Below are 14,132 nucleotides of genomic sequence, written 5' to 3'. Positions count from 1 at the left end.
CTTGACCCCTGCTCGGAAATGTCCGATTGTGGATATTTCTGGTGGGGTCATTGGAGTGCACGCGTACCAGCCGTTCTGCAGCACCGGTCCTCGGAAGGACGCATCTTGGCAGCTTCCCGCCCTGCGAAGACCAGTCGTACGTCGAGCGCTTTCGCACCCCGCCGAGTTTCATTCGGCCGGATCACCGAACACCTCGAGGTCCCCAACCTCCTTGCCATTCAGAACGAGTCCTTCGACTGGCTCGTCGGCAACGAGGCTTGGCAGGGCCGGTCGGCGGACGACCCGCACGCACGCTCGGGTCTCGCGGAGATCCTCGACGAGATCAGTCCCATTGAGGACTTCTCCGGCACCATGTCGCTCTCCTTCTCCGCTCCGCGCTTCGACGAGGTCAAGGCCTCGATCGAGGAGTGCAAGGAGAAGGACCTGACCTACTGCGCGCCACTGTTCGTGACCGCGGAGTTCACCAACAACACCACCGGCGAGATCAAGAGCCAGACGGTGTTCATGGGTGACTTCCCGATGATGACGCCGAAGGGCACCTTCATCATCAACGGCACCGAGCGCGTCGTGGTCAGCCAGCTCGTCCGCTCGCCGGGCGTCTACTTCGACAAGCAGCCGGACAAGACCTCCGACCGCGACCTCTCCAGCGTCAAGGTCATCCCGAGCCGGGGTGCCTGGCTGGAGTTCGACATCGACAAGCGCGACACGGTCGGCGTACGCATCGACCGCAAGCGTCGGCAGGCCGTCACCGTCCTGCTCAAGGCCATCGGGTGGTCCGCGGAGCGCATCCGCGAGAAGTTCGGCTGGTCCGAGCTGATGATGACCACGCTCGAGAAGGACCACATCGCCGGCCAGGACGAGGCGCTGCTCGACATCTACCGGAAGCTCCGCCCTGGCGAGCCGCCGACCCGTGAGAACGCCCAGACCCTGCTCGACAACCTCTTCTTCAACCCGAAGCGGTACGACGTCGCCAAGGTCGGGCGCTACAAGTTCAACAAGAAGCTCGAAGTCGACGTGCCGATGAACACCGGCACGCTGACCGAGGACGACATCGTCGCCACCGTGGAGTACCTCTGCCGGCTGCACGCCGGTGAGGACGGCTACGAGGCCGACGACATCGACCACTTCGGCAACCGTCGCCTGCGTACCGTGGGCGAGCTGATCCAGAACCAGGTCCGGGTGGGTCTCTCCCGGATGGAGCGGGTCGTCCGCGAGCGGATGACCACCCAGGACGTCGAGGCGATCACGCCGCAGACCCTGATCAACATCCGCCCGGTGGTGGCGGCGATCAAGGAGTTCTTCGGCACGTCGCAGCTGTCCCAGTTCATGGACCAGACCAACCCGCTGGCGGGTCTGACCCACCGGCGCCGGCTGAGCGCGCTCGGCCCGGGTGGTCTGTCCCGGGAGCGGGCCGGCTTCGAGGTCCGGGACGTGCACCCGTCCCACTACGGCCGGATGTGCCCGATCGAGACGCCGGAAGGCCCGAACATCGGCCTGATCGGCGCGCTCTCCACGTTCGCCCGGGTCAACCCGTTCGGCTTCATCGAGACGCCGTACCGGAAGGTCATCGACGGTCGGGTCACCGACCAGATCGACTACCTGACCGCGGACGAGGAGGACCGGTTCGTCAAGGCGCAGGCCAACGCCCCGCTGAAGTCGGACGGCACGTTCGCCGAGGACCGGGTGCTGTGCCGCCGTAAGGGTGGCGAGACCGAGGACGTGGTCCCCAGCGCCGTCGACTACATGGACGTCTCGCCGCGGCAGATGACCTCGGTCGCCACCGCGATGATCCCGTTCCTTGAGCACGACGACGCCAACCGCGCGCTCATGGGCGCGAACATGCAGCGTCAGGCGGTGCCGCTGGTCAAGGCCGAGGCCCCGCTGGTCGGCACCGGCATGGAGTACCGCGCGGCCGTGGACGCCGGCGACGTGGTCGTCGCCGAGGTCGGCGGTGTGGTCGAGGACCTGTGCGCGGACTACATCACCGTGCACCAGGACGACGGCCACCGCCGGACGTACCTGCTGCACAAGTTCCGCCGCTCCAACGCCGGCTCCTGCGTCAACCAGAAGCCGGTCGTCTTCGAGGGCGACCGCGTCGAGGCCGGTCAGGTCGTCGCCGACGGTCCGTGCACCGACGAGGGCGAGATGGCGCTCGGGCGCAACCTGCTCGTGGCGTTCATGTGCTGGGAGGGCCACAACTACGAGGACGCGATCATCCTGTCGCAGCGCCTCGTGCAGCAGGACGTGCTCACCTCGATCCACATCGAGGAGCACGAGGTCGACGCCCGGGACACCAAGCTCGGCCCGGAGGAGATCACCCGCGACATCCCGAACGTCAGCGAGGAGATGCTCGCCGACCTCGACGAGCGCGGCATCATCCGGATCGGCGCCGAGGTCGTCCCCGGCGACATCCTGGTCGGCAAGGTCACGCCGAAGGGCGAGACCGAGCTGACCCCGGAGGAGCGGCTGCTCCGCGCGATCTTCGGTGAGAAGGCGCGCGAGGTCCGGGACACCTCGCTGAAGGTGCCGCACGGCGAGACCGGCACGGTCATCGGTGTGCGTACCTTCTCCCGCGAGGACGGCGACGAGCTGCCCCCGGGCGTGAACGAGCTGGTGCGGGTCTACGTGGCCCAGAAGCGCAAGATCCAGGACGGTGACAAGCTCGCGGGCCGCCACGGCAACAAGGGCGTCATCTCCAAGATCCTGCCGGTCGAGGACATGCCGTTCCTGGAGGACGGCACCCCGGTCGACATCGTGCTGAACCCGCTCGGTGTGCCGTCCCGGATGAACATCGGCCAGGTCCTGGAGACCCACCTCGGGTGGGTGGCCAAGACCGGCTGGAGTGTGGACGGCGACGACGCGGAGTGGAAGCGCCAGCTCAAGTCGATCAACGCGCACGAGTCCGAGCCGGACACCAACGTGGCCACCCCGGTCTTCGACGGTGCCCGCGAGGAGGAGATCTCCGGCCTGCTGGCGTCGACCCTGCCCAACCGGGACGGCAACCAGCTCATCGGGCGCACCGGCAAGGCGCAGCTGTTCGACGGTCGTTCCGGCGAGCCGCTGCCCGACCCGATCGCGGTCGGCTACGTCTACATCCTGAAGCTCAACCACCTGGTCGACGACAAGATCCACGCCCGGTCGACCGGCCCGTACTCGATGATCACGCAGCAGCCGCTGGGTGGTAAGGCGCAGTTCGGTGGCCAGCGCTTCGGTGAGATGGAGTGCTGGGCCATGCAGGCGTACGGCGCCGCCTACGCCCTGCAGGAGCTGCTGACCATCAAGTCCGACGACGTCCTCGGCCGGGTCAAGGTCTACGAGGCGATCGTCAAGGGCGAGAACATCCCCGAGCCGGGCATCCCGGAGTCGTTCAAGGTGCTGCTCAAGGAGCTGCAGTCGCTGTGCCTCAACGTCGAGGTGCTCTCCAGCGACGGTGTGGCCCTGGAGATGCGCGAGACCGACGACGAGGTGTTCCGGGCCGCGGAGGAGCTGGGCATCGACCTGTCCCGGCGCGAGCCGAGCTCGGTCGAAGAGGTCTGAGGCGATGAATCGGGGGCCGGCTCGCCGGCCCCCGATCCCGCCCGTTAGCTAGCAGTACAGACGACGACATAGGGGACACAGTGCTCGACGTCAACTTCTTCGACGAGCTGCGCATCGGTCTCGCCACCGCCGACGACATCCGTCAGTGGTCCCACGGCGAGGTCAAGAAGCCCGAGACCATCAACTACCGCACCCTCAAGCCGGAGAAGGACGGGCTCTTCTGCGAGAAGATCTTCGGCCCGCAGCGGGACTGGGAGTGCTACTGCGGTAAGTACAAGCGGGTCCGCTTCAAGGGCATCATCTGCGAGCGCTGCGGCGTCGAGGTGACCCGCTCCAAGGTTCGCCGGGAGCGGATGGGTCACATCGAGCTGGCTGCTCCGGTGACCCACATCTGGTACTTCAAGGGCGTGCCGAGCCGGCTGGGCTACCTGCTGGACCTCGCCCCGAAGGACCTCGAAAAGATCATCTACTTCGCCTCGTACGTCGTGACGAGCGTGGACGCCGAGTCGCGTCACCGTGACCTCTCGACCATCGAGAACGAGATCCTGGCCGAGAAGCGGCAGTCGGAGAACAGCCGCGACTCGGAGATCGAGAAGCGGGCCGCCAAGCTGGAGGCCGACCTGGCCGAGCTGGAGGCCGAGGGCGCGAAGGCGGACGTCCGGCGCAAGGTCAAGGAGGGCGGAGAGCGCGAGATGCGCCAGATCCGCGACCGGGCCCAGCGCGAGATCGACCGCCTCGACGAGGTCCTCGACACCTTCCGCAAGCTGGAGCCGAAGCAGCTCGTCACCGACGAGCTGCTCTACCGCGAGCTGCGCGACCGCTTCGGTGAGTACTTCACCGGCAGCATGGGCGCCGAGGCCATCAAGGCGCTGGTCCAGAACATGGACCTCACCGCCGAGGCGGAGAACCTCCGCGAGACGATCCGCTCCGGCAAGGGCCAGCGGAAGATCCGGGCGCTCAAGCGGCTGAAGGTCGTCGCGGCGTTCCAGAACACCCGCAACTCCCCGCTGGGCATGGTGCTGGACTGCGTCCCGGTCATCCCGCCGGACCTGCGCCCGATGGTGCAGCTCGACGGTGGCCGCTTCGCGACCTCCGACCTGAACGACCTCTACCGCCGGGTGATCAACCGGAACAACCGCCTCAAGCGACTGATCGACCTCGGCGCGCCCGAGATCATCGTCAACAACGAGAAGCGGATGCTCCAGGAGGCCGTCGACGCGCTGTTCGACAACGGCCGTCGTGGTCGCCCGGTCACCGGCCCGGGTAACCGGCCGCTGAAGTCGCTCTCCGACATGCTCAAGGGCAAGCAGGGCCGGTTCCGCCAGAACCTGCTGGGCAAGCGCGTCGACTACTCCGGCCGTTCGGTCATCGTGGTCGGCCCGAAGCTCAAGCTGCACCAGTGCGGCCTGCCCAAGCAGATGGCCCTGGAGCTGTTCAAGCCGTTCGTGATGAAGCGGCTGGTCGACCTCAACCACGCGCAGAACATCAAGTCCGCCAAGCGGATGGTCGAGCGGCAGCGGCCGGTCGTGTGGGACGTGCTGGAAGAGGTCATCGGCGAGCACCCGGTGCTGCTGAACCGCGCGCCGACCCTGCACCGCCTGGGCATCCAGGCCTTCGAGCCGCAGCTGGTCGAGGGCAAGGCCATCCAGATCCACCCGCTGGTCTGCACCGCCTTCAACGCCGACTTCGACGGTGACCAGATGGCGGTCCACGTGCCGCTGTCCGCCGAGGCCCAGGCCGAGGCGCGGATCCTGATGCTGTCGTCGAACAACATCCTCAAGCCGGCCGACGGCAAGCCCGTCACCATGCCCACCCAGGACATGGTGATCGGCCTCTACCACCTCACCCACCTCACCCCGGGCGGCACGGGCGAGGGCCGGGCGTTCAGCTCGGACGCCGAGGCGCGGATGGCGTACGACAACGGCGAGCTGCACCTGCAGACCCCGGTCAAGATCCGGCTGCACGACGTCGTCGGGGTCGACAACGGCGCCGGCGCCGAGCCGTGGACCGCGCCCGAGGGCTGGGTCGAGGGCGGAACGGTGACCGTCGAGACCACCCTGGGTCGGGTCCTGTTCAACGAGACGCTGCCCCCGGGCTACCGCTTCGTGAACTACGAGATCCGCAAGGGCCAGCTCTCCGCGATCGTCAACGACCTCGCCGAGCGCTTCCCGAAGGTGGCCCTGGCGGCCACCCTGGACGGGCTCAAGGAGGCCGGTTTCCACTGGGCCACCTGGTCCGGCGTCACCATCGGCATGGAGGACGTCATCGCTCCGCCGCGCAAGCGGGAGATCCTGGAGCGGTACGAGAAGGAAGCCGACCGGATCGACAAGCAGTACCAGCGTGGTCTGATGACCGCCGAGGAGCGCCGCGGCGAGCTGATCGAGATCTGGACCAAGGCGACCAACGAGGTTGCCAAGGAGATGGACACCGCGCTGCCGCAGGAGAACCCGCTGTGGAAGATGATCAACTCGGGTGCCCGCGGTAACCTGCTCCAGCTCCGGCAGATCGCGGCGATCCGTGGTCTGGTGGCCAACCCGAAGGGTGAGATCATCCCGCGGCCGATCAAGGCCTCGTACCGGGAGGGTCTGTCCGTGCTGGAGTACTTCATCTCCACGCACGGTGCCCGTAAGGGCCTCGCGGACACCGCCCTGCGTACCGCCGACTCGGGTTACCTGACCCGGCGTCTGGTGGACGTCTCGCAGGACGTCATCATCCGCGAGGAGGACTGCGGCACCGACCGGGCCATCCCGATGCAGATCGGCGAGCGGGTCGACGGCAAGCTGGTCGTGCACGAGCACGCCGAGACCAGCGTGCACGCCCGGACGCTGGCCGACGACATGAAGGGGCCGGACGGCACCGTGGTAGCCCACCGCGGCCAGGACATCAACTCCATCGGCGTCGACGCGATCGTCGCCGCCGGCGTGGAGACGGTGCGGGTGCGCAGCGTGCTCACCTGCGAGTCGAAGCTGGGCGTCTGCGGTGCGTGCTACGGCCGCTCGCTGCCGACCGGCAAGACCGTGGACGTCGGCGAGGCGGTCGGTATCATCGCCGCCCAGTCGATCGGTGAGCCGGGTACGCAGCTGACGATGCGTACCTTCCACACCGGTGGTGTCGCGGGTGAGGACATCACCCAGGGTCTGCCCCGTGTCCAGGAGATCTTCGAGGCCCGGGTGCCGAAGGGTAAGGCGCCCATCGCCGACACCCCCGGCCGCATCCGGATCGAGGACGGCGAGCGGTCCCGCAAGATCGTGGTCATCCCGGACGACGGCAGCGACGAGATCGTCTACGACAAGATCTCGAAGCGGGTCCGGCTCCGGGCGCACGACGGCGACCACGTCGAGGTCGGCGAGAAGCTCACCGAGGGCACCATCGACCCGCACGAGCTGCTGCGCATCCTCGGCCCGCGCGCGGTCCAGGTCCACCTGACCCAGGAGGTCCAGGAGGTCTACCGCTCGCAGGGTGTGCTCATCCACGACAAGCACATCGAGATCATCATCCGCCAGATGCTCAAGCGGGTGACGGTCATCGACTCCGGCTCGACCGAGTTCCTGCCGGGCGTGCTTGTCGACCGGGCGCTGTTCGAGTCGGAGAACCGCCGGCTTGTCGGCGAGGGTGGCGAGCCCGCCGCCGGTCGCCCGGTGCTGATGGGTATCACCAAGGCCTCGTTGGCCACGGATTCCTGGCTGTCGGCGGCCTCCTTCCAGGAGACCACCCGGGTGCTGACGGACGCGGCGATCCACGCCCGCAGCGACTCGCTGATCGGCCTCAAGGAGAACGTGATCATCGGTAAGCTCATCCCGGCCGGTACCGGCATCAGCAAGTACCGCAACGTCCGGGTCGAGCCGACCGAGGAGGCGAAGGCCAAGGTCTACTCGATGACCGGCTACCCGGAGACCGACTACGGCTTCGGGCCGGCCAGCGGCCAGGCGGTTCCGCTGGACGACTTCGACTTCGGGTCGTACCGCTAACCCGCACGGACGACGAGGCCCCCGGCATCCGCCGGGGGCCTCGTCGCGTCCGGGGCCCGGTCGCGCCCGGAGCGGAGGCATGATGGAGGCATGACGACCGTGCCCGGGCAGGCGCCCCACGTGCCGCAGGCGCACCGCCATCCGCACGACCCGGATCCGGTCCGCTCCACGAAGGCCCGCGCGGTCTTCGCCCTCGGCCTGATCGGCGCGCTGACCGGCTTCTTCGTCGGCGGGGTGGTGCCGTCGACCATCGCGCTCACGCTGGCCCGGCAGGCCCGCCGGGAGGCGTACGCGTCGGGCGGTTACCTGACCGGCGCCGACTGGCTGCGGCGCGGTGAGCGGCTGGCCCGGATCGGCCTGCTGCTGACCGCCGTGGCGGTGGTGGCCGCGGTGGTGATCGGGGTGGTCCGGCACGCCGACGCGTCGTTCGGGCACGACTTCGCCCCGAACTTCGACTGACCGGGCGGGGGAGCGGCCCGCGCCGGCCCACCCGGTGGTGACGCGCGGCGGTAGCCTGGCCGGTGTCCGCCGCGTGGCGGGTGAGCCAGGTGACAGGAGGACCCCGTGACGGAACCGGCCGCGCCGGGAGGCGACCCGATCCGCCCCGGTTCCGAGCCGGACGCCGCCGCGTCGCCGGGCCCCGACCCGGTCAGCCCGTGGGCCGCGCCGTCCGACCCCCGTCCGTCGAACCCGGGCCCGCCGCCGCACTCCGTCCCGCCGTCGGACCCGTCCGCGCCGCCGTTCGACCAGGCCCGGACGCCGGACCCGGCCCCGCCGCACGCCGCGCCGCCCGGTCCCTGGCCGCCGGCGGGACCGTATCCGCCGGGCGGCCACGGTCCGGCGTCCGCGCCGGCCCACCATCCGGGGTCGCCCGGGCCGGGGGCGGCACACCAGCCCGGACCGTTCGGGTCGGCGTACCCGCCCGGACCGGCCGGGCCCGGGTCGGCGTACCCGCCGGGACAGCACGGGTACGGCGCTGGAGGAGCGGCGTTCGGGGCGTACCCGGGGAACGAGCCCGGCCACGGCGGCGGGTGGGGGGCGCCGGCGCTCCCGCCGCCCCCGCGCGAGGCGCCCCGGCCGCCGAAGCGGGTCGACGCGGTGCCGGGCACCCCGTTCGGGGTGGTGCACCTGGACGTGCCGCCGGTCACCTCCGGGCTGGCGATCGGCTCGCTGATCACCGGCGTCGCCTCGATCCTGGTGTCGCTGCTGGTCCTCTGCTTCGGCATCGCCGGGCCGGACTACGGCGGCGCGTGGGCGGCCGGCGCGTTCACGGTGCTCGGTGCGCTGGCCGGGGTCGGGGCGATCGTGGCCTGGCTGCTCGCCCGCCGGCAGATCCGGCGACCGGCGCCGCCACCGGCGGTCCGGTTCACCGGTGGCGGCCTGGCCGTGGCGGGGCTGAGCTGTGGCGCGGTGGGGCTCCTGCTGAGCGTGGTCGGGCTCGGGATCGCCCTGGTGGTGCAGATCACGTGACGGCCGGCGCGTCGCTGACCGGTTGAGGAATGTATGTCCGGGTCTTCGGCGCTCATCCGGTGTCGGGGCCGCCGGGCCGTGCGCCGGACGAGCCGGTACACTTGTGGTCGTAGGTGCCTGTCGGGGGCGCACCGGTGATCCGGAACCGACCGTTCGGGGCTGCGATGCAGTCCTCCCGAGTCGATCCGTTTTGACCGGCGCGGCTGTGGTAGGTACTCTTTCCCCTTGCGCCCGGGCTCGCCCGGGCAATGCGTGCGTGCGCTGGAGCCGCTCAGTCGGTGATCGTGTGGTCGCACCACCAAAGACCAAATTCCGGTACGACGCGTCAGCGGCCGGCACCGGGACCGTGACTCGGGCGACACGCCCGACCGCGGGTGCTGGGGCCGCCTCAGGGGACCCCGGCTGGAATGTAGGAGAGCCGTCCATCAGGCCGGCTAGAGCAGACGGCGCGGTCGCCTCGCAGCGGCCGAAGGGAGCGGAGAAACCCGGTGCCCACCATTCAGCAGCTGGTCCGAAAGGGCCGACAGGCCAAGACGACCAAGACCAAGACCCCTGCGCTCAAGGGTTCTCCCCAGCGGCGCGGTGTGTGCACCCGCGTGTACACCACCACCCCGAAGAAGCCGAACTCGGCGCTGCGCAAGGTCGCTCGTGTCAAGCTCAGCAGCCAGATCGAGGTGACCGCCTACATCCCGGGCGTCGGCCACAACCTGCAGGAGCACTCGATCGTGCTCGTGCGTGGCGGCCGTGTGAAGGACCTCCCCGGCGTGCGGTACAAGATCGTTCGCGGCTCGCTGGACACCCAGGGTGTCCGCAACCGCAAGCAGGCTCGCAGCCGCTACGGCGCGAAGAAGGAGAAGAGCTGACATGCCGCGTAAGGGACCCGCTCCGCGGAAGCCGCTGGTCGCTGACCCGGTGTACAACTCGCCGCTGGTCACCCAGTTGGTGAACAAGATCCTGCTGCGTGGCAAGCGTCAGCTCGCCGAGCGCATCGTGTACGCCGCCCTGGAGGGCTGCCGCGAGAAGTCCGGCACCGACCCCGTCGTCACGCTCAAGCGGGCGATGGACAACGTGAAGCCGACCCTCGAGGTGCGCAGCCGTCGTGTCGGTGGCGCCACCTACCAGGTTCCGGTCGAGGTCCGGCCGGCCCGCGCGACCACGCTCGGTCTGCGCTGGCTGGTGACCTACTCCCGGGCCCGGCGCGAGAAGACCATGATCGAGCGGCTGATGAACGAGCTGCTGGACGCGAGCAACGGCCTCGGCGCCGCCGTCAAGCGGCGTGAGGACACGCACAAGATGGCCGAGTCCAACAAGGCCTTCGCGCACTACCGCTGGTAACACCTGTGGTTCCGGCGCCCGGTTGGGCGCCGGAACCAACCACCAGTTGTGTCGAGACGACGATAAGTAGGGATTGAAGTGGCCGCCGCAGACGCGCTCGCCAACGTACGCAATATCGGCATCATGGCGCACATCGATGCCGGTAAGACCACTACCACCGAGCGAATCCTGTTCTACACCGGCATCACGTACAAGATCGGTGAGGTCCACGAGGGCGCCGCCGTCATGGACTGGATGGAGCAGGAGCAGGAGCGCGGTATCACCATCACTTCCGCCGCCACGAAGTGCGAGTGGAAGGGCCACACGATCCAGATCATCGACACGCCCGGCCACGTCGACTTCACGGTCGAGGTCGAGCGGTCGCTGCGGGTTCTGGACGGTGCGGTCGCGGTGTACGACGGCGTGGCCGGTGTGGAGCCGCAGACGGAGAACGTCTGGCGGCAGGCGGACAAGTACAACGTCCCCCGCATGTGCTTCGTCAACAAGCTCGACCGGACCGGCGCCGACTTCTTCCGCTGCGTGCAGATGATGATCGACCGGCTCAACGCCACCCCGCTGGTCCTCCAGATCCCGATCGGCCTCGAGGGCGACCACATCGGCGTCGTCGACCTGATCGGCATGCGTGCCCTCACCTGGCGCGGGGAGACCCAGAAGGGTGAGGACTACGCGATCGAGGAGATCCCGGCCGAGCTGGCCGACTCCGCGGCCGAGTGGCGCGAGAAGCTGATGGAGACCCTCGCCGACGTCGACGACTCGGTGATGGAGAAGTACCTCGAGGGCGAGGAGATCTCCGCCGAGGAGGCCAAGGCCGCCATCCGCCGGGCCACCATCGCCGGCAAGGCCAACCCCGTGCTCTGCGGTTCGGCGTTCAAGAACAAGGGCGTGCAGCCCATGCTCGACGCCGTCATCGACTTCCTGCCGTCGCCGCTGGACGTCCCGGCGATCGAGGGTACGGCCACCGACGGCGAGACGCCGATGCTGCGGAAGCCGTCCCCCTCCGAGCCGTTCTCCGGCCTGGCGTTCAAGATCCAGACCGACAAGCACCTCGGTAAGCTCACCTATGTCCGGGTCTACTCCGGCGTGGTCGAGTCCGGGTCCCAGGTGGTCAACTCCACCAAGGACCGCAAGGAGCGGATCGGCAAGATCTACCAGATGCACGCGAACAAGCGTGAGGAGCGCGGCTCCGCCAAGGCCGGCGACATCATCGCGGTCCAGGGTCTGAAGCAGACCACCACCGGTGACACCCTGTGCGACCCGGCGAACCCGGTCATCCTCGAGTCGATGACGTTCCCGGAGCCGGTCATCGAGGTGGCCATCGAGCCGAAGACCAAGGCCGACCAGGAGAAGCTCAGCACCGCCATCCAGCGGCTGGCCGAGGAGGACCCGACCTTCCGCGTCAAGCTGGACGACCAGACCGGTCAGACGGTCATCTCCGGCATGGGCGAGCTGCACCTGGACATCCTGGTCGACCGGATGCGCCGCGAGTTCAACGTCGAGGCGAACATCGGTAAGCCGCAGGTGGCGTACCGCGAGACCATCCGCCGCAAGGTGGACAAGGTCGAGTACACCCACAAGAAGCAGACCGGTGGTTCCGGCCAGTACGCCCGCGTGATCGTGAGCCTCGAGCCGCTGCCCATGGGCAACGACTCGCCGACCTACGAGTTCGCGAACGCCGTCACCGGTGGCCGCATCCCGCGGGAGTTCATCCCGTCGGTGGACGCCGGTGCCCAGGACGCCATGCAGTACGGCATTCTCGCCGGCTTCCCGCTGGTGGGTCTCAAGCTGACGCTGCTGGACGGCCAGTACCACGAGGTCGACTCGTCCGAGATGGCGTTCAAGATCGCCGGTTCGATGGTGATGAAGGAGGCGGCCCGCAAGGCCGACCCCGCACTGCTCGAGCCGATGATGGCCGTTGAAGTCACCACTCCGGAGGAGAACATGGGTGACGTCATCGGCGACCTCAACTCCCGGCGGGGCATCATCCAGGCGATGGAGGAGCGCAGCGGCGCTCGCGTCGTCCGGGCTCTGGTGCCGCTGTCGGAGATGTTCGGCTACGTCGGCGACCTGCGGTCGAAGACCCAGGGCCGGGCTAGCTACAGCATGCAGTTCGACTCCTACGCCGAAGTGCCGCAGAGCGTGGCGAAGGAGATCATCGCCAAGGCGACGGGTGAGTGACGCTCACCCCGAGCTGACCCGGTGATCCGGGGTTGGTCGCGGGAGGGTTCTCCCGCCCGCGGCCACCTCGGTCGGGTTGTGTGAATCCGGGCCTGTAGGCTTCATCGCCGCAGAACCCACAAAGGCTATCCGGCCGTCAGGCCGGAAAGGCTGTCGACAGAGTCCTACGCGCCGACCGGCGCACCGGGGCGAACGAACCAAGAAAGTCCACCAGGAGGACACCAGTGGCGAAGGCGAAGTTCGAGCGGACTAAGCCGCACGTCAACATCGGCACCATTGGTCACATCGACCACGGTAAGACGACGCTGACGGCGGCCATCACGAAGGTCCTGCACGACCAGTACCCGGACCTGAACCCGTACACGCCGTTCGACGAGATCGACAAGGCGCCGGAGGAGAAGGCCCGCGGCATCACGATCTCGATCGCGCACGTCGAGTACCAGACCGAGGCGCGTCACTACGCGCACGTCGACTGCCCCGGTCACGCCGACTACATCAAGAACATGATCACCGGTGCCGCGCAGATGGACGGCGCGATCCTGGTGGTGGCGGCGACCGACGGCCCGATGCCGCAGACCCGCGAGCACGTGCTGCTGGCCCGTCAGGTCGGTGTGCCGTACATCGTCGTGGCGCTCAACAAGAGCGACATGGTCGACGACGAGGAGCTCCTGGAGCTCGTCGAGCTCGAGGTCCGCGAGCTGCTGTCGGCGCAGGAGTACCCGGGTGACGACCTGCCGGTCGTCCAGGTCTCCGCGCTGAAGGCGCTCGAGGGCGACCCGGTCTGGACCGAGAAGCTGCTCGAGCTGATGAGCGCGGTCGACACCGCGATCCCGCAGCCGGAGCGCGAGACCGAGAAGCCGTTCCTCATGCCCGTCGAGGACGTGTTCACGATCACCGGTCGTGGCACCGTCGTCACCGGTCGTGTCGAGCGTGGCGTGCTGCTCCCGAACGAGGACGTCGAGGTTGTCGGCATCCGCGAGAAGGGCTTCAAGACCAAGGTCACCGCGATCGAGATGTTCCGGAAGACCCTGGACGACGCCCGCGCAGGCGAGAACGTCGGTCTGCTGCTGCGTGGCACCAAGCGCGAGGACGTCGAGCGCGGCATGGTGGTCATCAAGCCGGGCAGCAACACCCCGCACACGGAGTTCGAGGCGACGGTCTACATCCTCTCCAAGGAGGAGGGCGGCCGGCACACCCCGTTCTTCCAGAACTACCGCCCGCAGTTCTACTTCCGCACCACGGACGTCACCGGCGTCGTCACGCTGCCCGAGGGCACCGAGATGGTCATGCCGGGCGACAACACCACGATGTCCGTGAAGCTCATCCAGCCCATCGCGATGGAGGACAACCTCAAGTTCGCGATCCGCGAGGGCGGTCGTACGGTTGGCGCGGGTCGCGTCACCAAGATCGTCAAGTGAGCTGGGTAACCCCGATTAGCGTCGCCGCCGGTCGTGCGGCATACTAGTCAGGTTGCGTAACGACGGTCGGTCACCTGCGTCCGGTTGAGGCTGGACCTCCGGGAGTCAGATCGTTTCGCGTGGGGTGGTTGATCGCCATCGGCGGTCAACCACCCTCGCGCGGCGTCCAGGTCGCGGTTACCGCGATCGGCGCCATGACCCACCGCGCGGTCAGAATCGCTCCGGAGCC

Annotated in this window: 8 protein-coding genes; all 8 read left to right on the top strand. The window is 68.5% G+C overall.

Going from position 1 to position 14,132, the window contains the following annotated elements:
* Nucleotides 1-105: 105 nt before the first annotated feature.
* Nucleotides 106-3,537 (top strand): DNA-directed RNA polymerase subunit beta, encoded by a 3,432-nt coding sequence (locus tag OG767_RS28525; protein ID WP_405091244.1) that lies wholly within the window; start codon nt 106-108, stop codon nt 3,535-3,537.
* Between the two features lie 80 nt (nt 3,538-3,617).
* Nucleotides 3,618-7,505, top strand: coding sequence for a DNA-directed RNA polymerase subunit beta' (locus OG767_RS28520; protein ID WP_405091243.1), 3,888 nt, complete (start codon nt 3,618-3,620; stop codon nt 7,503-7,505).
* 90 nt (nt 7,506-7,595) lie between these two features.
* On the top strand, nt 7,596-7,964 hold the full coding sequence (locus OG767_RS28515; protein ID WP_405091242.1) for a hypothetical protein: 369 nt from the start codon (nt 7,596-7,598) through the stop codon (nt 7,962-7,964).
* Between the two features lie 639 nt (nt 7,965-8,603).
* Nucleotides 8,604-8,975 carry a hypothetical protein gene (locus tag OG767_RS28510; RefSeq protein ID WP_107157495.1) on the top strand — a complete coding sequence of 124 codons (372 nt, stop codon included), beginning with the start codon at nt 8,604-8,606 and terminating at the stop codon, nt 8,973-8,975.
* Nucleotides 8,976-9,463: 488 nt separating this feature from the next.
* Nucleotides 9,464-9,838 carry a 30S ribosomal protein S12 gene (rpsL, locus tag OG767_RS28505; RefSeq protein WP_007465318.1) on the top strand — a complete coding sequence of 125 codons (375 nt, stop codon included), beginning with the start codon at nt 9,464-9,466 and terminating at the stop codon, nt 9,836-9,838.
* Nucleotide 9,839: 1 nt separating this feature from the next.
* Entirely contained in the window at nt 9,840-10,310 is a 471-nt protein-coding gene (gene rpsG, locus OG767_RS28500) for a 30S ribosomal protein S7 (RefSeq protein ID WP_077938296.1), read from the top strand.
* A gap of 78 nt (nt 10,311-10,388) precedes the next feature.
* Complete coding sequence (gene fusA, locus OG767_RS28495) at nt 10,389-12,485, top strand: elongation factor G (protein ID WP_405091241.1); 2,097 nt, start codon at nt 10,389-10,391, stop codon at nt 12,483-12,485.
* 224 nt (nt 12,486-12,709) lie between these two features.
* The gene (gene tuf, locus OG767_RS28490) at nt 12,710-13,903 is read left to right on the top strand and encodes an elongation factor Tu (RefSeq protein WP_089155259.1); all 1,194 of its coding nucleotides are present in this window, start codon (nt 12,710-12,712) and stop codon (nt 13,901-13,903) included.
* Nucleotides 13,904-14,132: the final 229 nt, after the last annotated feature.

The organism is Micromonospora sp. NBC_01392 (genome assembly GCF_045040125.1).
In the GTDB taxonomy this organism is placed as follows: domain Bacteria; phylum Actinomycetota; class Actinomycetes; order Mycobacteriales; family Micromonosporaceae; genus Micromonospora.
The sequence above is the reverse complement of the archived record's forward strand: the minus strand, read 5'-3'. Positions and strand labels throughout refer to the sequence as shown.